Raw genomic sequence first — 22,138 nt, 5'->3', positions numbered from 1 at the left:
CATCCCACGCAAAAGGAGTGGTTATTGGACAATCATCAAGTAAAGGTGGCGGCATGTGGGAGACGTTGGGGAAAGACCGAAGCTGCAGCAATTGATGTCGCAACATATGCTATTTCGAACAACGGCTCAATCCAAATGATAGTTGCTCCCACTTATGACCAGAGCAAGCTGATTTCGCGGACGGTCGAGCGGCTTCTCCTTTCCCATTCTGAAACCCGAAAGTATACCAAGATTACTCGAACACCTTATACTGAAATTTGTCTACGAAACAGCAGAATCATGGCTCGGACAGCTGATGAGGATGGAAGGAATCTCCGAGGCCATTCAGCCGACCGCGTTGTGGTGGATGAAGCTGCGTTTGTGCGTGATGAAGTAGTCGAAGAGGTTATTAGGCCAATGCTAGCCGATCGAAATGGCCAATTATCGCTGATATCAACGCCTTTCGGTAAAAATCATTTTTATCGTGCTTTCATCCGAGGAAATAATCACCAGTCAACAATAGCAGAGTCTGACTGCAAACATCCGATTTCCAATGCCAGATATTCGTATCGTTCGTTCCGTTTCCCATCGTGGGCAAACCCATACATCAGCAGACAGTATATAGAAAACCAGCGAGAAATATTGACTGAGCGGCAGTTTAAAGTTGAATATGAAGCAGAGTTTATTGACGACCAAAATTCAGTATTCGCCTGGGAGGACATTCAAAAGGCTGTTTGCACTGAGCAAATCAACTTTGAAACGACGGCCTTTGTGGCAGGTATTGATTGGGCACGTTACTCAGACTACACCGCGGTGGTTGTGTTGGCTGTAGGCTACCAATCGCCAGTAGATGGCGTTGGGCATGGCGACCACCGATTCCACGTAGTTGCCCTAGACCATTTCAACCGCATGGAATGGAAGTTGCAGGTTAAGCGAATTGCAAACATACTTTGCCGGTTTGGAGTTCGAGGAATTGCTGTGGACCAGTCTTCTATTGGCGACCCGCTTTTGGAAAACCTCGGGCATGTGCTTTGGGAAGAACATGGGCTAGACGCAGAGCTTGAGGGCGTAATCTTTACGAATAAGACCAAGCGTGAATTGATTGATAACTTAGCTGTCCGCCTTGCCCATAATGAGCTTCGGTTTCCGTATATTAAACATCTCGTCCAAGAGCTCCAGTTTTATGAATATGAGCTAAAGGAATCGGGGAACGTGAGAACTAGCGCACGGAGGGGATATACTGACGACTGCGTCTGCGCCCTAGCGCTTGCACTGCGCATTGCACCGAGATATTTGTTTGGTGGTAACTTTTTAACCACAGGTCGGATAAGAGATTCAGTGAAAGGGTGGTATTAGGTAGTCTGATGGTTTTCCCTATGGACGTATACCCTTGGGACGCGCTTGCTGACAGAGCATATGACTTCGTCTGCAATCGTGCCCTGAAGGTCGGCAATTTCTTCGATGGAAATAAACTCGTTTCCCTGCCGTCCATAGAGGACAACTTCGTCGCCCGTCGAAACTCCGGGGACGTCGGTTACGTCAAGCATCACTTGGTCCATGCAAACTCTTCCGATGACTGGTACTCTTATTCCATGAACCAGGGCTGGTGCTCGGTTTGAAAGCAACCGGTTGTATCCATCTGCATAGCCAATGGGAATTGTGGCAACCAGAGTGCGCCTCTTAGCAATAAAAGTTCGGCCATAGCCCACCGATTTACCAGGGGGGAGCTCCTTTAGGAAAACAATTTTGGTCTTTAGGGTCATCGCTTGCCGAAGCTCAACGTCGCGGACAAGGTGCTTTGTGTCGTGAAGCCCATATAGCATTATTCCTGGCCGCACCATGTCGAGGTATGACTCGGGTAAGTTTAAAATTGCTGCGCTGTTTGCCATATGTCGAAGAGGGATATGGATGCCTGCTTTGCGAATTTCGTCTGTGAGCCGTCGGAATTCCTCAATCTGGATATGAGAAAAACTTAAATCTGGGTCGCCAGAAGACGGAAAGTGTGTAAAAATTCCTTCGATTTCCAAGCCGGGCATTCCTGAGAGTTGGATTGAGAACTCCACTGCTTCAGCTAGACTAATGCCCAGGCGCCCCATGCCTGTGTCAACTTTGATATGGACCTTCATCCGTTTGCCTGCTTCTACAGCGCATTTTGAGAGCTCAGTGGCAAATGCAAGATCGCACACCATTGTGCTCACATTGTGTGCAATAATCTCCGGAATTCCGTCTGGGAGAACGCACTGAAGGATTAGTATTGGTGTATTAATACCCGCGTTCCGAAGTTCAAGTGCTTCCTCAAGTGTGGCTACTCCTAGCATTTCGGCGCCAGCGTTGAGGACTGCTTGGCTTACGGGGATTGCACCGTGCCCATAGCCGTCAGCCTTCACAGCTGGACATATCTTTACTTCTGGTCCAACTAGATTTCGAACTTGTCGAAAATTAAACGCAATTGCTTCTAAATCAATTTCGGCAACTGTAGGTCGAAACATTATAAAATCCTTATGAAAAGTAACTTTTCATAGTCATTTTGCTAATAATGTGGCTGTGACATCTGCGTATATGCGCGCTGCAAGGCATACCTGCTCCAGATCAACATATTCGTTTGCCGAATGTGCTTGTTCAAGCTCGCCTGGCCCAAATACAACCGCATCAACCCCGATGCCTGTTTGGAATGATTCTGCGTCTGTCCATCCGCGCCAGCCGACAATCTCGGGTGCACGCCCGAGAATCTTCTCACCCGCAGAAGCAAGTGCACGCACAAGGTTTGAATCATGCGGTGTGTTAAGCGGTTCGCCCTGTTTTGCAATATTATAGACTGCCTTCCCTTCCCAATCGTCGAAGTACTGCCTTATGCGATTAAGAAGTTCCTTAATGGTCATTGGTGGCACTAACCGAATGTCTACTGCCGCCTCACATCGGTTGGGTACGCGGTTTGGTCGGTCGCCTCCTTTTATTATCCCTAAGTTCATTGTTCCTGGCCCAATTAGCGGATGGGATGGGTATTCTATCGCTACTTTGCGAAGTCCGGAAATAAGCTCAAACATTCGGTCAATCGCATTGACGCCCTGCATTGGGATTGAACCATGGGTGGATTTTCCATAGGTGGTGATCTCCAAAATAAGCAAGCCACAATGGGTTGGCACCATTTGGAGGTTGGTTGGCTCGCCTGTGATTACCATATCGCACTTATAACCATTCTCGATTGCCGACCGAACGCCTTGTGCATCGCCTTCTTCGTCCACGGAAATAAACAGGTCAAGTGTGCCGTTAAGTTTGACATCCGATTCGGAGATTGCCCGAATTGCGGCAACCATGGCGGCAATTGATGCTTTATCATCTGCACTACCCAGCCCATACATGCGTCCGTTCTTAATCTTTGCTTTGGGTACTGACTCCCCACTAGGAGGAACTGTGTCAGAATGAGCGTTCAGGCAAAGTATGGGGCTTCCATTTCCAATTCGTACTAGAAGGTTAAAGCGGTTTTGCTTTACCATTAAGCGGTGCGGGGTAAATCCCAAACGCTTGAGCTCATCTTCAAGAAAAAGCATGATCTCCTTTTCATTCGGAAAGACGCTTGGTATGTTCACAAGCTTAGTATGCAGGTTGATTAAGTACTTATCGTCAATGCGCATATTTTATTAATTGAGCTGAGTGCAAAAGATGGTGCGGTGGAAAATTCTCAAACTTCCGCTGCCTGATTTTTCGTGTACTACTCGCTTACTACTGGATTCCTTAAAATTCCAATCTTTTCTATCTCGACTTCCATAATATCTCCGGGAAGCACTGGCTTCATCCCTTCCGGGGTGCCTGTTGAAATAACGTCGCCAGGGAATAGCGTATGATATTGGGATATCCAGTGAATAAGGTATGGTATCTTGAACATCAAGCTGCGTGTGTTGTCTTTCTGACGAACTTCGCCATTCACACGAGTCTCAATGTCGAGCTCGACGGGCTCGTGAATCTCGTCTGGAAGCACAATCCAAGGTCCGAGAGGGCAGAAGGTATCAATCCCTTTCGACCTAAGCCATGGGCTTGAAATGCTTAAATCATGCTTTTGTAAATCACGAGCTGTTACGTCGTTCATCATCGTGTAGCCAGCAATATACGATTCTGCCTCGCTTTCGGGAATGCTTGAGCCTTCCTTGCCGATGATTACCGCAAGCTCGCCTTCGGGGTCGACACGAGTAAGGAATTTTTTATAAATAACCGGCTCATCTGGACCAATTACCGCAGAGTTTGCCTTCGCGAATATAATTGGTTCGGTCGGTATCGCCATGCCGCTTTCGAGAGCATGCGCCATATAATTTCGTCCCAGGGCGATAATCTTCGAAGGTCTTTTGATTGGCGCAAGAAGCTTGTATTGCTTCACGGTGAAGCGCTCCATCATTCCGTGTTTTTTGGAGAAATCAAGAACGTTTTGGAATGTCTCGACGGAAAATAATCCTTTTTCCATTAGCTCCATTGGTGAATGAACGGGGCATTCGCACACTTGCTTTTCGAAAAGCTGATATGCCTGGAAGGCACCAGTGAAATTGAATACTTCGCCGTTGAGTACAATTCCAATATTTTCTGGTCCAAGGTCTGGTGCAGCAAAGCGAGCGATTTTCATATCTATTACTCCTAATAAGTTGGTTGCAGAGGTATGTTACCACTGCCTTCGAATATGGGTCAAGAGGATGAAAAAATTGGAGATGGGACTATATGAAAGTAGGTCAAAGTATTTATTTTGCAAGCGATGATTCTTCATCTCCTCCTAAAGGATTGCCATCTCTGGTTGTCGAACACATAGGCCAGATATCCATAGGATTGCACTCGAACTAGAAGTCAAGGATTCTGCCAATGCACATTTCTTCAGACATTGTAGGCTCTCGTGTTGACATTGCGCCTTTTGGCATAATTAGCTATTGGACTGGCTCAGATAGGTTTACAATTGAAAGACATGACGCTCCGAGTGATGGAACGGCATGGCTTCCAGTTGATGTACCAGAGCATGGTGGACCGCATATTGGGTTGGAATGGGAATGCCCTCGCCGTTTTTCAATGGTTGAAGTCAGATATGCCAAACAGCGAGCTCCTTCGCCAGGCATGGTCAAGCTCCAATATTGGAATCATACCTGGCCTGAACAATGGGCGGGAGGCTGGACTGCTGTCGAAGATGCATATAATGGCAAATGGGCAACAGCCCACGATAATGTTGAAGTAGAAGGAAATGTTTGGAGACATACCTTCGACCCACTTGACATTGTTGAGCTTCCGCATGCGGAGGACTTTTCAGTAAAGTTCCGCCAATCGCTCAAGCTCCGTCTGCTTTTTCATGATACTAGTCCACGTATTGAGCATATCAGCGTCTTTTCAGATTCAATCTGGCGGAAGGCGACACTACGTGTGGAATTTGGGATAAACAACGGGGGTATTACCTTTGCAGACCATGTGGAGGTTTACAATGGCTATCTGCTTTCGGTGGATGAGTCGAATCCGAAGGCAATTGTCATTGAGGTTTTGTTTGCCGATGTGGGTGCTGGTTTTATTGAGAAGGCAGCTCCTCTGCATCCCGATGCGACAGTGGTAACCGTTAAGTGTAGGGAACGGAGTTTCTCATTCCAAGTAACCGATGCACTCAGCACCGGCGTATATATCACCGATTTTGGGGTATTTGTTGGTGAGGAGGGCTCAGGAGGATTTAAGCAATGGCGTCGAGAAGGGGTGGTCTCAATCTACGACCGGGTCGCTACTGAGCCGGAGCAAACATACGAGCGTGCCAGCGCAGAGATACCTCAGCTTTGGAAAACTCGCCAGGGCCCATATGGCCGTTACTGTCCAATTGGATGCGATGCTAACCGTCAGGAGTTCGCAGTTCGATATAATGGTGACATCTTTGCGGACAAGAGTTTGTTGAAACTGGTCGGTAGGGACGCTGCAAGGCTCCTTTGGCCAGGAAAAGCAATTTGGTTCAGATTCCCTTCTGGTGAACCACCTGACTTCCGTGAGCGCGAAGATGCAACCAGCCAGTCGCCGCTGAGGGGCTATCTGCCAATTTACTTGAGCCAATGGGGGAGCGGAGACATCCAGTATAAGCAAACAACATTTGCCGCTCTTTTGTACGAAAGCCCTTGGCAGGAGGAAAGGAAACGAGGAGACGAGCCGGTTGTTGCATTGTCTAGAGTTGCCATTCGCAATGTGGGAACTCGGCGCCAGGCTAGTCGTTTATGGCTAGTGATAGAGAACCCAGAGTTGCTTGTTTTCGATAAAGGTTTTGTTTATGCCATGGGCCGGGCAAGGGATGCTAATTCGCATGACCCAAGTAAACCAAAAAAGTGGATTGTTGAGCCATACGATTTGCCTCGGATGAGGGCTTTTATAGATACAAGGTGCAAAGGGGCGGTGGCTCCATCGTGTTGTTCATATTCTCCATGGGATGTTGTTGGCATCAACAATGCAATTGCCTATGACATTGAGCTCGAACCAAACCAGGAACATGAGATTGAATTTCGTATCCCATTTATAACGTTTACTGGCAATGAAGGCGTGGAGGCAGTCGGGGCTCTTGATTATGAACTTAAACTCGCAGAGACAATCGAGTACTGGGAGGCTCAGATAAACTCGGGCGCCGCTTTCTGTGTGCCAGAGCAGTTACTAAATGATTTCAACCGCGCCAATCTATGCCATATTGCTATCACAGCAGATAAGGATGTTGATACAGGACTTTATATGTTGGGCGCAGGAACTTGGGACTATCAGGTATTTGGCACTGAGACGGTTGACCAAGTTAGATCCCTTGACTTAAGGGGTTACCATGAACGTGCGCGCAAATATATCATGCCTTTTGTTGAGCTGCAAGGTAGCCGCCGAATGGACGGACGGTTTAAATCGCAAGAAGGCGCACTTCATGGATTGCGAGTAAGTGAGGATTATGACTACCAGGTAGGTGATTACAGCCTTGACCACGGGACGATTCTTTGGATGCTGGGCGAACATTATCGCCTTACTAGAGATAAGGTATGGGTGTCAAAGATTGCGCAAAATATGGTTGATGCTTGCGATTATGTGGTCAGAGAACGACAAGCTTCAATGCGCACAGCACCTGACGGTTCGAAAGTGTGGGAATATGGACTTCTGCCGCCATGCCACCTAGATGACAACCCTGAGTGGAAGTATTGGTACATAGTGAATGCCCTCTGCTACAAAGGGATGAAAAGTACAGCAGATGTGCTAAAAGAAATTGGCCACCATGAGGCTGAGCGAATTTCCTGCGAAGCGATGGCATATGGCGAGGATATCCGGCGGGCTATAGCGGTTTCGATAGAGCGTTCTCCCGTCGTGAAGCTTTTGGACGGCAGTTGGATTCCACATTTGCCGGTGCGTGCCTACCTGCGGGGGCGTGATGTCGGCTGGATTCGAGATTCGCTCTATGGCCCGATTTTCAATATCGACTGCGGCTTGATTGAGCCAGATTCCATTGAGGCAACTTGGATTCTCAAGGATTACGAAGATAATGTCTTTGTCTCACGGTCGTTAGGTAGGGATGTCGACCTTGAACGTTTCTGGTTCAGCCATGGAGGAATTACCATCCAGTCAAACTTACTACCGAATCCGCTTGTTTACCTTGTTCGCGGGCAAGTCGAGCATGCGCTTCGGGCCTTCTATAATAGTTTTGCGGCTAATCTCTATGCTGATGTGCGTTGTTTTACCGAGCATCCTGTCGTAGCTTATGGCTGGGGAGCAGGGCCATTTTATAAGACGCCTGACGAGTCAGCGTTCCTTACCTGGTTTAGGTACCTTTTGCTAATGGAGAGTGTGGATGCGCTTTTGCTGTGTCCTGGAACCCCTAGGAAATGGTTGGACGACGGGAAAGAGATTGAAATTACTGAAGCTCCTACATACTTTGGACCCGTAAGCTACCGTGTGGTATCTGAAGCCTCAAAAGGCCGCATATTTGTTGAGATTACTCCGCCCCGCAGGAATCCGCCGGCAAGTCTGAAACTTAAACTGCGCCATCCAAGCAAACTGCCGATTAAATCTGTCAAAATTAATGGAATGCCATGGTCAGACTTTGATATGGCAACCGAGATAATTTCGATTCCAATGCCTCTGAAAGAGGCACTGGAGGTAATCGCTGAGTACTAAGCCGGAAAAATGCGAGACCCGAGTCTCATATAGGCGGTTTCGTTAGGCATTGATGTTAGCCGGCTATTTTCTTAACTAAGTGGTAAAAAGTGCGTACTCCCACACCGGTTGCACCTGGAGCTCGGTACGATTCTGCTTCTGCTCCTGGAACGTCTGAGGTTCCGGCAATGTCAAGATGGACCCATGGCGTATCCTCGGCAAACTCCTTCAGGAAAAGGGCGCCAGTGATTGCACCGCCAAACCTGCCGCCAGCGTTTTCAATATCAGCGATATCACTCTTGAGTTGCCGCATGTAATCCTTTTCGAGTGGAAGTTCCCACATTTTTTCGCCTGCAGACTTTGAAGCATCGAGAACACACTCAATCAGCTTGCGGTTGTTTCCAAAGAGACCCGTGATTTCAATCCCAAGGGCTATCACACATGAACCGGTCAGCGTGGCGATATCCACCAGGTAGTCTGCGCCCAGCTGTCTTGCGTAAGTAATTGCATCTGCTAGAAGCATTCGCCCTTCGGCATCGGTTGTGATAATCTCCACGGTTTTGCCACTCATGCAAGTAATCACATCGCCAGGCTTGTATGCTTTCCCGTCGGGAAGATTCTCTGATGCAGGGACAACACCCAAAACGTTGATTGCTGGCTTAAGCTGAGCAATAGCCTTCATGGCACCAAGCACTGCGGCACCGCCGGCCATGTCGAACTTCATGTCACGCATGTTTTCGCTTGGTTTTATGGAAATGCCGCCGCTGTCGAAGGTCAGCCCTTTGCCAATAAATGCGATTGTCGGCTTGTCGTCGCCAGCTCGATATCGCATGACAATTAACCTCGGCGGTTGTGTGCTACCTTGAGCGACTGCAAGGATTGCTCCCATGCCTAGATTATTCATGCGGTTCTCGTCTAGAATGTCTATCTCCAAACCATATTCTTGTGCTATCTCCTGTGCCTTCTCGGCTAGTTTAGTTGGCGTCATCTTGTTCGCTGGTTCGTTTGCCAGGTCACGTGCGTAGTTGGTTGCTTCGGCGAGAATTTGTCCCTCGGCTGCAGCTGCCTCGAACTCGGAAGCCTTCTGGGGGTCTCGTTCGACTAATGTAAAGGTCTCAATCCTTTGAGATTTTTCTTTCTTGTAAAGATCGGGTTCATACATGCCAAGGATTGTAGCCTCTATGGTGGCCCGCGCAGCTTCGGCGGGATTGAGTCCGCCAACACCTGCTCCATGGACTATTGTGGTGACGCTCTGCACGCTTTTGCCTTTCAAGAAACGGATTGCGGCGCCAGCAGCTTTGCGGACGGCATACAAGTCGAATTCATCGCTCTTCCCAAGGCCAACCACCAGAACCCGCTTCGGTGCAATCTTTCCATGCGTATGAATGAGCGTAGTCTCACAAATTTTGCCTTTTATTTCACCTGCGGCGATCAGCTCGCTGATAGCTCCATCAAGTGCACGGTCTACCGCCCCAGTCGCACCGCCGGGAGCGGTGATGCCCTCAAAAAGGTTTACTATTAATGCGTCGCTAGGTGTTTCCGTAATAGATCCTTGTACGACTCTAACTTCCACGCATCTATCCTCCTAGAGAGTCTGTTCATATTTTGGCTTAAAACTTTATTGATTTGTAGCTTTTCTTTTTGTTTTGCCATGCGTTTTTTAGTTGCTCCACGCCCTTTCCATAAGGGCTCAGCAAGCTCAGAATCCCATTTCGCCAGCAAATTACTAAGTTCCTTTACTCTCTCTTGGTTCTTTGAATTGAGATTATTCTTCTCTCCGATATCTTCTTCCAAGTTATAAAGTTCAGTGTAGCCATCCTCCAATTTCACAAGCTTCCAATTGTCTTTTCGAATTGCTAGTTGAGCACCAAATCGCCAGTATAAAACATCATGTGGATTAGCTTTTGATTTGCCTGTCAGGAACGGAAGCAGGTTAACACCGTCGAACTTAGCTCCTTTAGTGTCGGCGCCTGCTACCGCACATGCGGTTGGTGCAATATCTAGCGATATGACTGGCTTGTCGTAAACCTTACCTGCGGGAATTACGCCTTTCCACTGAACCAAATAGGGCACGCGAATTCCTCCTTCATAGACTTGGCCTTTATACCCCCTTAGCGGGTCGTTTCTCGAAGTGGTATTTAGTGTTGGCCCGCCGTTATCGCTTATGAAGAAGATCAGCGTATTTTCCTCAATCTTATTCTTTCGAAGAGCGTTGAGAACCTTTCCAACTGCATCGTCCATCGCAGAAAGCATTGCAGCAAATGTCCGACGTTTTTTATCGGTGATTGAGGAGAAACGGCTAAGGTATTTTTCGGGTGCCTGCAGAGGTGAATGTACTGCGTTGAACGCTAGATAGAGGAAAAATTTTTCTTTGCTATGTCTATTAATAAACGAAACTGCCTCGCGGGCAAACGCATCGGTTAGGTATTCTTTTTCTTCCACTGGTTCTTTTCCGCGCATGATGCGGTTCCGAGCCTCTTTGCCCTCGCCGAAGTATTGGTGAGCACCACCAAGGAATCCAAAAAACTCGTCGAATCCTCTGTTTAGCGGCCAATAAGGTTCATTGTAGCCGAGGTGCCATTTTCCGACGATTCCTGTTTTATAGCCAGCAGTCTTGAGCCGTGCAGCCAAAGTGGTTTCAGTAAGAGGAAGCCCAAATTGGGTGTCTGCTAAGTTGGCTGGACCTGGATTAAACTCATGCCCGAATCTTTGTTGATACCTTCCTGTGAGTAGCCCTGCCCTAGTGGGACTGCAGACCGGACATGAGACATATCCATTGGTGAAGCGGACTCCATTTTTCGCAATGGAGTCAATATTTGGCGTAGGGATATCTTTGCATCCCTGACATCCCAATTCAGCATAGCCCTGGTCGTCAGAGACAATTACAATTATGTTTGGTTTATTGTCTCCCAAAGCCGAGTTTGGAAGCCAGCTTGGTAGAGCTAGTGCTGCCGCGCCTATGCCTGTGATTTTCAAAAATTCGCGTCTATTCATTGCGTTTTCCGTCATAACTGTTTGTCCTCCTTGGCTTTCTAAGACCTTTCTCAGGATAGCCAAAAATGGCTACCAATGCAATAGACGCTCAAATTCTACATCAGTTCGCTTGCGCCAAATCCTTGACCGAGCTATGCGTGAAGTGGGATAATCAGGAAAAGTAAAGGAGGCTGAGCAATGAAAATTGGGGTTAGTTCATACAGCTGGGCGCGCTATCTTAGAGAGGGCAAGCTGGATATTTTTGGCGTCATTAAAGAAACTGCCGCAATGGGGTTTGATGGCATTGAGTTCTCAGGGCTTAATGCGCCGGAGGGAACTACTGACCTTGGGAATTTTGCAAGAAAAATCAAAGAAGCTTGCGCTGAGGCAGGACTTCCTATTATAAGCTACACAATTGGCGCGGATTTCTTGAACGCAGAAGGCGGTTGGGAAGCAGAGGTCGAGCGGTTAAAGGGCGAAGTAGATATTGCCGCTGTTCTTGGCGCGCCCCGCATGCGACATGATGCTACGCGAGGACCTGCGCCTGAGCGTTTAAGCACATGGGACTTTTTCCAGGTGCTTCCAATTCTTGAGAGAGGTTGCAGAGCCGTTACCGAATACGCGGCAGATAAGGGTATCAAGACAATGGTTGAGAACCATGGACGGTTTGTGCAGGATAGCGATCGGTGTGAGGCACTAATGATTGCTGTTAATCATCCTAACTTTGGTGCGCTTGTAGATATCGGCAACTTTATTTGCGCGGATGATGACCCCGTGCGTGCAGTAACTCGGATGTCTCCCTATGCATTCCATGTTCACGCCAAGGATTTTCATAGAAAGCCTGGATATGAGGACCCTGGCCGAGGATGGGGACGCTCACGAGGAGGCGATCTATATCGAGGTGCAATAATTGGCCATGGAAATATAGATGTCCGTGGGTGTATTGCTGCTCTTAAATCGGCTGGATACGATGGCTACCTTTCGATTGAATTTGAGGGGATGGAAGATAATCACCTTGCCCTAGAAATTGGCCTTGAGAACTTGCGAAGATACGTCGCCTCCGTCGAACAACCTTAATCCGGCTTGTCATTGACGTGCGCATTTTATTCGGGAGTAAAAATTTGCTTGATAAGGTTTACTTTGAGTGATATTATGGGCATATGCTCATAAAGGAGAAAGCAAATGCCTAGGCCAAGAATTTACAGATGTGTTCGAGCGCTTCCGGTTGTAGACCATTTCCATCCTTGCGGGAGACCGCCAAGTGGCCAGGTAATTCTCGGAGTGGAGGAGCTTGAGGCCCTCAGGCTTGCAGATCTTGAAGGCAAGACACACGAAGAAGCCGCTGGTGCTATGAGAGTCTCCCGCCAGACGTTCGGGCGCATTGTTGAATCGGCCAGAGCAAAAGTTGCAGATGCACTTGTGAGCGGGAAAAGTATTGTAATCCGAGGGGGCGTGTACGAAATGGCAAAGCGCGAGTTTAAATGTGTAGACTGCGGTTATGTATGGGAAGTTCCTTTTGGAACGCCAAGGCCTGATGAGTGTCCAAAGTGCAATAGTGTGAATATTCACAGAGTTGGTGCACCGCAAATGGCAAGGCGCGATCCAGCGTGGTGCTGCTGCCACATGGAGGAGTCAAATCAGCAGTAAAGCACGCCGCGGGCAAAAACTGTAAGCTTTTCTAGGGTTCTGAATAGCACGGGATTATCTTCAATACGCAGCCTGGCAAATTAAGTGGTATATAGATAATACGGTGTTTGGTAGCAAAGTATGCTGGGAAAGCTATATACCAGGAGATATTTTGCTCGCCAGGCATGACGTCATTTATCCGACCTGGCAGCGGCGATAGCTTCCCTTAGGTCAATCGCACCAGTATATAGCGCCTTGCCAACAACGACGCCCTCGATGCCAATGGATTCGAGGCTTTTAAGTTGCTTAATGTCGGCAATGTTTGAGACTCCGCCGGATGCAATGACGGGTATGCTAACCGCTCGAGCCATTTCTTCCATTGCAGTTATATTTACGCCCTCAAGCATCCCGTCGCGCTTGATGTCGGTATAAATAATCCGCCGTGCGCCCAGCGATTCCATATGCCTAGCGAATTCAACAGCTTTTAGGTTTGTGCTACCCTGCCATCCATGAGTAGCGACATAGCCATTGCGGGCATCCAAGCCTAGGATTGCACGTTCTCCAAGTTTACGAAACATTTCCTCTGCAAGGCTGCTGTCAAGCGCCGCGGTAGTGCCGATTATAATGCGGTCAAGACCGAGGTCAAGCATTTCGCGCGCAATTTCGAAAGTTCGAATACCGCCACCTAGTTGAACTGGAATTTTCAGAGTTCGAACAATGCGGGCTACAACCTCGACATTTTGCGGACTGCCGGTTCTTGCGCCGTCTAAATCAACAACATGCACGCGCTCGGCCCCAAGAGATGCCCAGTGCTCAGCCATCGCTATTGGGTCATCCGCAAAAACTGTCTCACGGTTGAAATCTCCTTGAAGAAGCCTTACGCACTTTCCATTTCGTATGTCAACGGCAGGAATAATAATCATTATAAGCTCCAAATGATGGGTACAAGTAGTGATTAGCCTTTGTCCTTCAAGTGAATCTATAACATGCCTTTTGTTGAAGGCACTCCATGGATTCGCTCGCTGATTCGTGTCGCGGCTTCAAGTGCTTTGGCAAAAGACTTAAAAACTGCCTCGGCTGTGTGGTGTGGGTCTTCACCGGAAAGCTTGCGAATGTGCAAAGTTATGCCGGCATTGCGAGCGACTGACTCAAAAAATTCGGGAATTAAGATTGAATCCATCGTGCCGATTTTTTCTTGTTCAATAACAACATCATAACATAAAAGGCCGCGCCCGCTTAGGTCAATTGATGTTAGCACTAGCGCTTCATCCATCGGCACGATTGCCCAGCCATATCTTGCTATTCCAACCTTATCGCCGAGCGCCTTGTCTATGGCTTTCCCAATAAGGATACCGACATCTTCGATTGTGTGGTGCGGGTCAATTTCTAGGTCGCCCTTTGCTTGTACTTGCAAATCAAATAAGCCATGTTTTGCCAGTGCTGTAAGCATGTGGTCAAAAAATCCTACCCCTGTGTGGATGTTTGATTCTCCATTACCATCAAGGTCTAGGCTTACTTTGATCTCGGTTTCTTTTGTCTTCCGTTCTAACTCTGCTTTTCGGCTGGGCATGTTGCACCTCCTATAGTAACATGCTTAATGCCAAGAGGGCGGCGTTCACATTATCCGCTACCATATCGGCCCTTTGGCTGATGAAAACTTTATGCAAATTTGGATCATTCAAGCCCGTCAGCACTGCACAAAATGCTATTTCATAACCCAAATCTTTATAGTTGCGAACGGTAGCCAAGTCGTCTGGGGTGTCGCCTACGTACATTGGAAGTCTGCAGCTTGTGCGTTCGACTGCAAGCCTGAGTACTTCTGGATTGGGCTTCCAAAGGTGGTCATCCTCCGTTACGAGCACTGCGGGCGGAAACAAATCAGACAAGCCCATCAGTCGAAGTCCCGTGATAGTTTCGCCAAGCGTACGCCCAGTAGCAATCCCAAGCTTTAACCCATTTGGCACTAACTGTTTATTTAGAATGCACCGGTCGCGGTGAATCAATCCCAATCCTTCGACTATAGTTGCCTTGTACCCATATACCTCTGGACAGAGATCACCAGAGTAGGTTTCCTGGAATACCTTTTCAAGCAGCTGTCTGTCAGACCAAGCCGAAAGGACATCCCATTCCTCTTGCGAGGCAAGTTTTTGTAGTGCTTTTCGAGCATTTTCCAATCCGCCGCCGAGTTTTGCCACACATTCGGTGAAATCCATAATTATTGGCGGCTTGCTTCTTAGTTCGGACCCCTTGGTGCTCGAATATCGTACGCTTTTTAGTAGGTAAAGCAATACCCACGCTGTGGCAAGATCCCAGTCGCTGTTGAAACCGCGAGCGAGTTTAAAGGCGTCCACATCTTCTGGAGTAATCATGCCTTCGCAGTCGGTCCAACCAAGCATGCCGAAGTAAATCTCAGCGACTCTTCCGTGCGCTAGCTGGATAGATTCTCTCACATCTATGAGCACTCCGTCTACGTCGAAAATAATCCCATCTATACTTGATAAATATTTCGCTGAGTCATGATGGATTAGTGTTTCTCCAGCCTCTGTTTCAATTATTTTATAATCTCCAGTCACCTTGCTTATTCTGTCGTCAACCACCAGTTTCAATAATCACCTCTGATTGAGAATCACTGTCAGTTGTTTTTAAGTCTTTGTCGAATGGCATTTGCGTGTGCATCAAGGCCCTCTGCCTCGGCAAGTTCAACAGCGGTTGGTCCTTCGGCTTCCAAGCTTTCTTTAGAATACATGATTACGCTCGAAACCTTGATAAAATCGGCTACGGTTAGCGGTGAAGAGAAGCGAGCTGTTCCGCTTGTGGGCAGTACGTGGCTTGGTCCGGCAATGTAATCTCCAATTGGCTCGGTAGAGTATTCACCAAGGAATATCGCCCCAGCGTTCTTGATTGATTTTAGGTATTGGCGGGCATCTTTAACCATAAGTTCTAGGTGTTCGGGAGCAACTCTATTTGCAATCTCGATTGCTTTTTCGATATCTGGAACTATGATTATTAAGCCGTTTTCCTCGATGCTTTTTCGTGCCGTTTCACTTCTAGAAAGCAAGTTTAGTTGTTTTTCAAGTTCGGCTTTGACTTCATTTGCAATGAGAGCCGAAGTGGTGACTAGAATAGCCCGGGCATCGGTTTGGTGCTCTGCTTGCGAAAGCATGTCCGCCGCTGCGTAGCACGGGTTGGCGGTTTCGTCTGCAATCACAAGCACTTCACTTGGTCCAGCTAGCATGTCAATGCCCACTTCGCCGAAGACAAAGCGCTTTGCCATTGTTGCATATATGTTTCCAGGCCCGACAATCACGTCCACCTTGGGAACGGTTTGTGTGCCATATGCAAGCGCTGCGACCGCTTGCGCACCGCCCATTCTGAATATGCCATCAACTCCTGCCTCGACCGCTGCCGCAGCAACGGCGGGGTGGATTGTTCCATCCTTTCTTGGTGGAGTGGCGACGTAGACCTCCCGTACGCCGGCAACTTTTGCTGGGATTGCCGACATCAAAAGCGAGCTGGGGAGAGGCGCGGCGAAGGCGGGAACGTGAATGCCAGCTCTTTCTACAGGGTTTACTATTTGCCCAAGGAGAATCCCAGGCCGCTCGCTATCGAACCAAGTGGTCTGAACTTGCTTGAGGTGAAATCGCTCTATATTTTCTTTTGCAACCCTGATTGCAGAAATAAGTTTGCTTGGAACCTGAGCAGCTAAGTTATTGACCTCACTTTGTGGAATGGCAATCGCATTTGCATTTGGCCAGTCAAACTTTCTCGTGTACTCTAGTACTGCTTCGTCGCCCCTAGCTTTTACATCGGCGATTATTGCGCGAACGGTGGCTTCAACATCAGGGTTTTCCTGAAGAAGCGGTTTATCTAGGATTGTTGATAATTCTTCCGGTTTGCATTTTTCAGTGTTTAATACTCGCATGCGCAGATTATACCAGACGCCATATAAGATAGCAACTTGGTTTGATTGCTTGACTACTGGCATTAAAGTAGATAATATGGGTGAAATCACGAGACAACTTTAGGGGTGAATAGTCATGTCCAACCAGGAATCACAATATCCTCCGCCAAGGCCGGAAAGAAAAATGAGCTGCCTGAAGATAGGCGCTATTTCGTGTTTGGTACTTGTTTTTGTAATAATAGTTGGAAGTTATTGGCTGTATAGGGTTATTGCAAGCAATCCTGCTTTCAAGAAGGGGATAGAGGAAGCAAAAGCAATGGCACAATGTACAGTACAGCTTCAAGAGCTTCACAGGGCGTTAGAGAGATATTATGCAAAGAATGGCAAATATCCTTCTTCGCTGGGCAAACTCTATCCAGACTATTTGGAGGACAAAAAGATTCTTTTCTGCCCATCGGACAAAGCGCATTCGGGCGAGAGCAGTTACATCTATTACCCGCCATCGCCAAAAACACCAGATAGCGCCGTCGTGTTGGAATGTCGCCATCATATCCTGATTGAAGGTCAGCCGCCGCAGGTGATAAGACTTCGCAAGGATGGCCGCATCGAGGGCGCGGGATATCGACCTCCTAGGGCACCAAGCCCTGCGAAGACTCGGTAACAAACTTGGCGTCAACTAATGTAAAGTTTGCTTTTGCTGGAAAAACCTGGGCTTGGCATGCTTTGCTGTTCCAACGCTAAAAACATGCACGGCATCCTTGACAAAATAGCTTGTCGGTTGGTATACTGGCTAAGCTTGGAGTTTAGGAAAGTGGATAGCAATAAGGCTATCCACTTCCTTATTTTGTGAACACCGAAGAGGGACGGGAAATGGCAAATACGGTTGTCGTGGGCGCCCAATGGGGCGACGAAGCAAAAGGCAAGGTTGTGGATGTCCTTGCTACGGATGCTGATTATGTTATTCGCTACAATGGCGGAAACAATGCCGGCCACACCGTTGTCATAGGGTCTGAGGTTTATAAATTTCACCTTATTCCTTGCGGTATACTTCGGAGTAATATTGTTTCTATCATAGGTGATGGCGAGGTTGTTGACCCAGGTGTATTGGTAAGTGAGATTGATGAGCTCGAGCGGCGAGGGATATCTACGCAAAACTTAAAAGTCAGCATGAATGCCCATGTCATTATGCCGTACCATGTTCTTCTTGATCGCCTTGAAGAAGAGCGAAAAGGCAGAAATGCACTAGGTACCACAGCTCGCGGCATAGGACCAGCATATGCGGATAAAGCGTCGAGAATAGGCATTCGCATGGCCGAATTCGTAGACCCCCGGCGTTTTCGCAGCCGATTATCTGAAAACCTCAAGCTGAAAAATGCGATTATTACCAAAATTTACGAAGCAGAGGGCTTCCCTTTGGATGCAATCCTCGAAGAGTATCTTGTTTACGCAGACCGCATTAGGCCTTACGTAACTGATACGAATTACCTTGTAGCAGAGGCGGCGCAAAAAGGAGCGAGGTTATTATTCGAGGGGGCTCAGGGTACCCTCCTGGATATAGACTATGGCACATATCCTTTCGTTACATCATCCCACACTGTCGCAGGTGCAGCGTCGCTTGGTACTGGGGTTGGGCCGCGCGCATTCGATAGGATAGTTGGTGTTGCTAAGGCGTATACAACACGTGTTGGCGCTGGCGTTTTCCCTACAGAATTGCTCGATTCAACAGGTGAATATATTCGGGAGCGGGGAAACGAATACGGCACGACCACAGGCAGACCAAGAAGGTGCGGCTGGTGTGACACCGTGGCAATCAGATACTCAGCAATGGTAAACGGCTTTACCGATCTTGCGATTACTCTTTTGGATGTGCTGACCGGCCTTGAAACTTTGAAGATTTGCCGTGCCTATCTTTGCGATGGCTCTGAGACTAATCGGCTTCCCAGCGACTGGGAATCTATACGCGAATGTGTGCCAGTCTATGATGAACTTCCCGGCTGGACAGAGGATATCTCAAGAATCACTCATTTTGATGACCTTCCGACAAACGCGAAGGGGTACATTCAACATATCGAGCGATTAGTCGGCGTTCCGGTTAGCCTCATCAGCGTTGGTCCCAGCCGAGAGCAGACAATTGAGTTGTAGACAAATTGTGCCTTGTCGCATACTGACTCCATTGGAACCAATTGCCTAAAGCCAGCCCTAGGGCATGCGGCGATCCTTCAATTCTCAGCAAGTAGGTATTTTGAAGATGTCAGATGCAAGGTGCAGTTTTAAATAGCTTGGCGCCGAATTTTCAACCAGCTATGCGAACGCCTTCATCGAGGACGGCTAGGTAGTTTTCAACCGGCATGTAGTCGGTTAAAGAATTGCCAGTGCCAAGAGCCCAGTAGCCATCATAGAAGCATTCCTCTATCATTCGCCTGGCATATGCGCGAAGGTCTTCCTCTGAGCTTCGGCAGATGACGTCTACATCTAGCCCCCCCAGGGGAGTAACCTTTCTTCCATACTTTCGCTTGAACTCCTGGACAGGCATAATGGCGTCTTCGAACGAGTGCTTGGCATCTATCCGACAATATTCAATGAGGTCTTCGTAAACTTCCGCTAAATTGCCGCAAGAATGAAGTATAAACGGCTTGCCAGCTTTATGCGCTTCTTCGACCATTTGCTTATAGATGGGAAATACAAAGCGGCGGAGATCGGCTGGGCTAAGGAACGTTGATGTTTTGAAACCAAGATCATCGCCTTGACGGAGTGCGCCTATTGCATCCAAAGTAGCAAGCTGGCGGACGGCGCTAATATGGAGTCGTCCTATCCTTTGGAAAACCATCGCGACAAGTTCAGGATTATCCGCAAGCGCATACGATAACCCGATTGTGCCCATCATCCTAGATACCCATTCATAGGGGCCTGCGCAGACCCCGCCGACAATTTTAACCCCATCTGGCAGTAAGCTGGCCACTGTTTCGAAATATTTGAACTCAATCGGGTGTGATTCTTCAGGCCATGGGTATTTCTCATAGTCTTCAAGTGTACGTATGACCACTTGTGCCTCGCTTCCATGCGACAGCCCACCGCCTGTGGAGGGTAGGGGGCAATTAAGGCTGATTTCCATTGGGATGCAGTCGAAGCCCATTCCAAGCCAGAAATCAACATAAGTGCGCCAGTACTCTGTGTCATCGATGTTCATTTTGTCGAACGGTTTTCCAGTTCGCCTGGTAATGAACCCTGGGCTAGCGATGTGCTCGTAGAATGGCAGGTGATTGGGTTTCCCTTGCCTGTGGAGGACTTTTAGGAATTGTTCAAAGTCTGGCGTCCGTTTCATAAACAATTCCGCCTTCCCATAAAAACATATCCTTATATTACTTTATTATATGCAAAATGGCGATTCAAATGAACAAATTTCCAAAATCCCCGTCTAAAGCGTTTGGAATTTGCTGAGTACATTCCAAACTACATAATCCAATGAAAGGAGGATAAAACTAATGGTTAGAAAAGTAGTTGCAGTAGCTTTGGTTCTGGTTCTGGCGTTTGCGTTGATGGCATATGCCCAGAATCAGCCGCAGGTCAAGCCGGCAAAACAGAAGCCGGTTGTAGGCGGATTTGCTGGTCCGCAGGGTCTTATAGGGCGGAGACCCATAGATAAAACTTATTGGTTCTATCGCAATGTCTATCTTCAGAGATATCTGCTACCGCCTGGAAGAGGCGAGCTTGAAAAGCTTGCTGTTACTATAGGGTTGACCGCGGAGCAGAAGCAGAAAATTCTTGAGCTCTGCAAGCAGTTTATGGAAAAGGTTAGACCCTTACTTGAACAGAAAGCAGCCGGAACGAAAGAAGTGTTAGACATACTGCAGAGTCCATCGCCGAACAAGGGCGCGCTAAATGCAGCTGCGAATAAGGTCTCTCAGGCAGAAAGCGCTATTCTAGATGCTGAGTTTGATTTCTGGTTGGCGTTTAGGGGCATACTGAATGCTCAGCAACAGCAAGGCTTCGCGCAGTTTTTACAGCAGAAAGTGCAGAGAGAGATAGGAGGTCCGCGCCCGCCAGCGCCAGGTGCGCCTCAGCCTCCTGCAAAGCCCTAGTTTGAATTAAAGCATCAATTTTTAATTTTCTAGTCCAGGACGAGGGTGAAAGTTAATCTTCGTCCTGGACTCATTTTTTATCCTAGTGTATTATTGAAGTCAACGTTAGCAATATAAGCTCAAAAGGGGGAATAACTGTGTTGCCAAAAAGGTTTGCTTTATTTGTGATTGTATTGGTCTCTATCGCGGCTCTTGTTATCATCGCTTCTTCTGTTCTTGCTCAGGTTAGAAATAAATCGGGAGTTCAGTCTGCTCCGCCTATTCTGCCTCTCGACCGTTCGGTTATCCAAGGTGGGCCGTGCCCTGTTAGGGTATTCTCACTTCCTTCTCTGCAGTCTCTCCAGAGGCTCGGTGAGGAACTCAACCTCGACGAAGACCAATTGCGAAAAGCCGAAGAGCTTTTCAGGTCTGCACAACAGAAAATCCAGCAAATCACCCAATCTGGAACTCAGATGTCTGCTTTGGTGAGTGAGTTGAAGGCTGATTCGACCGATGCGACAAGAGTAAAAACGTTAGCAGCAGCAATTGCAAAGCAAGAGGAGACAATTCTGTTAATCGAAGTTGATGCATGGGTTGCGTTCGAAAAGCTCCTCAAGCCAGAGCAGAATTCGAAGTTTTGGGAAAATTTCTCTCGAAGGCTTCCCAGTGCACGGACTCAGACTCAAATTCCTAACGAGCCGGCTTCATTGCCTCCGATTCCTGGTCAGTAAGTTCAAGCAATCTGCAATAGAATCTGATATAATTTTAACCATTGGCAAGCTTGAAAGGAGAGGGGCAATCCGTGTTCAACTTCAGCAGGGGCCAACTTGTTGCTGCGTATTTAATCGTGGGACTTGCACTTTTGGGTACAGGCATTCTTGTGGCAAGGTCGAGAACGTTTAGTTCAAACGAAGGAATTAAGTTTATCGAAGCTGGGTCGAAAACAGCAGAACCCAGCGAGAATATTAAGCCCGAACTCCCTGTTAGCGCCAAAATATGCGTTCATGTCGCTGGTAATGTAAAGAAACCAGGCGTTTATTTCCTGAAACTAGACAGCAGAGTTAATGATGCAATCAAAGCAGCAGGCGGTCCTATTGGGAAAGCGGACCTTGATAGCATAAACCTCGCCGAGAAGCTTCAGGATGGCCAGCAGTTGTATCTTGCGGCGAAAGGCGAGATTCCTGCCCCAAAGATTTCCATTGTCCGCAGTGGTAAAGTTACAAAACAAAGTACTTCAGTCGGCAGCGAGGCTGAAAGGGCTGAAAAGAAGGGTCCACAAAAACTAACAACACCTGGGGAGGGAACCGTTAATCTCAACAATGCAGGTTTTGAGGAACTTCAACGCCTCCCAGGCATCGGTCCAGCTATGGCACAGAGAATCTTAGATTATCGGGCTGAGCATGGGCGTTTCCAATCAATTGATGAACTTAATGAGGTCAGCGGAATAGGCCCTAAAAAACTTGAGAAGCTTCGGCCTTTCGTGTCTTTGTGAGGCCGC

The 22,138-nt window shown here is 47.9% G+C and carries 19 protein-coding genes; 9 read left to right on the top strand and 10 right to left on the bottom strand.

Features of this window, described 5'->3' with window-relative positions:
• The first annotated feature begins 24 nt into the window (after window positions 1-24).
• A complete protein-coding gene (locus tag K6T99_04560) occupies window positions 25-1,335 on the top strand; it encodes a terminase family protein (GenBank protein MCL6519079.1) in 1,311 nt (436 codons plus the stop codon).
• Here K6T99_04560 and alr read toward each other — a convergent pair.
• From alr to K6T99_04545, 3 genes are all read right to left on the bottom strand, one after another.
• The gene (alr, locus tag K6T99_04555) at window positions 1,332-2,468 is read right to left on the bottom strand and encodes an alanine racemase (protein MCL6519078.1); all 1,137 of its coding nucleotides are present in this window, start codon (window positions 2,466-2,468) and stop codon (window positions 1,332-1,334) included. The two genes, K6T99_04560 and alr, sit on opposite strands and share 4 nt — an antisense overlap.
• A gap of 33 nt (window positions 2,469-2,501) precedes the next feature.
• Window positions 2,502-3,611: a M20 family metallopeptidase gene (locus K6T99_04550; GenBank protein MCL6519077.1), complete on the bottom strand. Its 1,110-nt coding sequence runs from the start codon at window positions 3,609-3,611 to the stop codon at window positions 2,502-2,504.
• A 77-nt stretch (window positions 3,612-3,688) separates the two neighbouring features.
• Window positions 3,689-4,432 (bottom strand): fumarylacetoacetate hydrolase family protein, encoded by a 744-nt coding sequence (locus K6T99_04545; GenBank protein MCL6519076.1) that lies wholly within the window; start codon window positions 4,430-4,432, stop codon window positions 3,689-3,691.
• A 386-nt stretch (window positions 4,433-4,818) separates the two neighbouring features.
• Here K6T99_04545 and K6T99_04540 point away from each other — a divergent pair, with 386 nt between their 5' ends.
• A complete protein-coding gene (locus K6T99_04540) occupies window positions 4,819-8,103 on the top strand; it encodes a hypothetical protein (GenBank protein ID MCL6519075.1) in 3,285 nt (1,094 codons plus the stop codon).
• Between the two features lie 55 nt (window positions 8,104-8,158).
• Here K6T99_04540 and K6T99_04535 read toward each other — a convergent pair whose 3' ends face one another.
• Window positions 8,159-9,655: a leucyl aminopeptidase gene (locus K6T99_04535; GenBank protein ID MCL6519074.1), complete on the bottom strand. Its 1,497-nt coding sequence runs from the start codon at window positions 9,653-9,655 to the stop codon at window positions 8,159-8,161.
• The gene (locus K6T99_04530) at window positions 9,601-11,076 is read right to left on the bottom strand and encodes a sulfatase-like hydrolase/transferase (protein MCL6519073.1); all 1,476 of its coding nucleotides are present in this window, start codon (window positions 11,074-11,076) and stop codon (window positions 9,601-9,603) included. Before K6T99_04530 ends, K6T99_04535 begins: the two co-directional genes overlap by 55 nt.
• Window positions 11,077-11,253: 177 nt before the next feature.
• Between K6T99_04530 and K6T99_04525 the strand changes: the two genes are divergently transcribed.
• Window positions 11,254-12,132, top strand: coding sequence for a sugar phosphate isomerase/epimerase (locus K6T99_04525; protein MCL6519072.1), 879 nt, complete (start codon window positions 11,254-11,256; stop codon window positions 12,130-12,132).
• A gap of 105 nt (window positions 12,133-12,237) precedes the next feature.
• Window positions 12,238-12,702, top strand: coding sequence for a DUF134 domain-containing protein (locus tag K6T99_04520; GenBank protein MCL6519071.1), 465 nt, complete (start codon window positions 12,238-12,240; stop codon window positions 12,700-12,702).
• A 170-nt stretch (window positions 12,703-12,872) separates the two neighbouring features.
• Here K6T99_04520 and hisA read toward each other — a convergent pair whose 3' ends face one another.
• Genes hisA through hisD form a run of 4 tightly spaced genes read right to left on the bottom strand, consistent with a single transcriptional unit; the run spans window position 12,873 to window position 16,603 of the window.
• Window positions 12,873-13,604, bottom strand: a complete 732-nt coding sequence (gene hisA, locus K6T99_04515; GenBank protein ID MCL6519070.1) for a 1-(5-phosphoribosyl)-5-[(5-phosphoribosylamino)methylideneamino]imidazole-4-carboxamide isomerase — start codon at window positions 13,602-13,604, stop codon at window positions 12,873-12,875.
• A 56-nt stretch (window positions 13,605-13,660) separates the two neighbouring features.
• On the bottom strand, window positions 13,661-14,251 hold the full coding sequence (gene hisB / locus K6T99_04510) for an imidazoleglycerol-phosphate dehydratase HisB (GenBank protein MCL6519069.1): 591 nt from the start codon (window positions 14,249-14,251) through the stop codon (window positions 13,661-13,663).
• Between the two features lie 10 nt (window positions 14,252-14,261).
• Window positions 14,262-15,287, bottom strand: coding sequence for an HAD hydrolase-like protein (locus tag K6T99_04505; GenBank protein ID MCL6519068.1), 1,026 nt, complete (start codon window positions 15,285-15,287; stop codon window positions 14,262-14,264).
• Between the two features lie 26 nt (window positions 15,288-15,313).
• Complete coding sequence (gene hisD, locus K6T99_04500) at window positions 15,314-16,603, bottom strand: histidinol dehydrogenase (protein MCL6519067.1); 1,290 nt, start codon at window positions 16,601-16,603, stop codon at window positions 15,314-15,316.
• 163 nt (window positions 16,604-16,766) lie between these two features.
• On the opposite strand from hisD, the gene K6T99_04495 reads away from it, so the two are divergent.
• Window positions 16,767-17,243, top strand: coding sequence for a hypothetical protein (locus K6T99_04495; protein ID MCL6519066.1), 477 nt, complete (start codon window positions 16,767-16,769; stop codon window positions 17,241-17,243).
• 209 nt (window positions 17,244-17,452) lie between these two features.
• Entirely contained in the window at window positions 17,453-18,724 is a 1,272-nt protein-coding gene (locus K6T99_04490) for an adenylosuccinate synthase (protein MCL6519065.1), read from the top strand.
• Between the two features lie 151 nt (window positions 18,725-18,875).
• Here the strand turns inward: K6T99_04490 and K6T99_04485 are convergent, their stop codons facing one another.
• The gene (locus K6T99_04485; GenBank protein MCL6519064.1) at window positions 18,876-19,904 is read right to left on the bottom strand and encodes a hypothetical protein; all 1,029 of its coding nucleotides are present in this window, start codon (window positions 19,902-19,904) and stop codon (window positions 18,876-18,878) included.
• Between the two features lie 160 nt (window positions 19,905-20,064).
• On the opposite strand from K6T99_04485, the gene K6T99_04480 reads away from it, so the two are divergent.
• The 3 genes from K6T99_04480 to K6T99_04470 all read left to right on the top strand — a co-directional run bounded on the left by K6T99_04480 (window position 20,065) and on the right by K6T99_04470 (window position 22,132).
• Entirely contained in the window at window positions 20,065-20,661 is a 597-nt protein-coding gene (locus K6T99_04480) for a periplasmic heavy metal sensor (GenBank protein MCL6519063.1), read from the top strand.
• Window positions 20,662-20,798: 137 nt separating this feature from the next.
• The gene (locus K6T99_04475; protein ID MCL6519062.1) at window positions 20,799-21,371 is read left to right on the top strand and encodes a hypothetical protein; all 573 of its coding nucleotides are present in this window, start codon (window positions 20,799-20,801) and stop codon (window positions 21,369-21,371) included.
• A 71-nt stretch (window positions 21,372-21,442) separates the two neighbouring features.
• Complete coding sequence (locus K6T99_04470; GenBank protein ID MCL6519061.1) at window positions 21,443-22,132, top strand: helix-hairpin-helix domain-containing protein; 690 nt, start codon at window positions 21,443-21,445, stop codon at window positions 22,130-22,132.
• Window positions 22,133-22,138 lie beyond the last annotated feature (6 nt).

This window comes from Armatimonadota bacterium (assembly GCA_023511795.1).
Lineage (GTDB): Bacteria > Armatimonadota > UBA5829 > DTJY01 > DTJY01 > JAIMAU01.
Note: the sequence above shows the minus strand (reverse complement) of the source record. Positions and strands in the feature narration are given on the sequence as shown.

Coding starts and splice junctions, on each gene's coding strand:
- K6T99_04485 (MCL6519064.1), bottom strand. CDS start 19,904: ATGAAACGGACGCCAGACTTTGAACAATTCCTAAAAGTCCTCCACAGG.
- K6T99_04540 (MCL6519075.1), top strand. CDS start 4,819: ATGCACATTTCTTCAGACATTGTAGGCTCTCGTGTTGACATTGCGCCT.
- alr (MCL6519078.1), bottom strand. CDS start 2,468: ATGTTTCGACCTACAGTTGCCGAAATTGATTTAGAAGCAATTGCGTTT.
- hisD (MCL6519067.1), bottom strand. CDS start 16,603: ATGCGAGTATTAAACACTGAAAAATGCAAACCGGAAGAATTATCAACA.
- K6T99_04525 (MCL6519072.1), top strand. CDS start 11,254: ATGAAAATTGGGGTTAGTTCATACAGCTGGGCGCGCTATCTTAGAGAG.
- K6T99_04495 (MCL6519066.1), top strand. CDS start 16,767: ATGAGCTGCCTGAAGATAGGCGCTATTTCGTGTTTGGTACTTGTTTTT.
- K6T99_04550 (MCL6519077.1), bottom strand. CDS start 3,611: ATGCGCATTGACGATAAGTACTTAATCAACCTGCATACTAAGCTTGTG.
- hisB (MCL6519069.1), bottom strand. CDS start 14,251: ATGCCCAGCCGAAAAGCAGAGTTAGAACGGAAGACAAAAGAAACCGAG.
- K6T99_04530 (MCL6519073.1), bottom strand. CDS start 11,076: ATGAATAGACGCGAATTTTTGAAAATCACAGGCATAGGCGCGGCAGCA.
- K6T99_04480 (MCL6519063.1), top strand. CDS start 20,065: ATGGTTAGAAAAGTAGTTGCAGTAGCTTTGGTTCTGGTTCTGGCGTTT.
- K6T99_04490 (MCL6519065.1), top strand. CDS start 17,453: ATGGCAAATACGGTTGTCGTGGGCGCCCAATGGGGCGACGAAGCAAAA.
- hisA (MCL6519070.1), bottom strand. CDS start 13,604: ATGATTATTATTCCTGCCGTTGACATACGAAATGGAAAGTGCGTAAGG.
- K6T99_04545 (MCL6519076.1), bottom strand. CDS start 4,432: ATGGAAAAAGGATTATTTTCCGTCGAGACATTCCAAAACGTTCTTGAT.
- K6T99_04520 (MCL6519071.1), top strand. CDS start 12,238: ATGCCTAGGCCAAGAATTTACAGATGTGTTCGAGCGCTTCCGGTTGTA.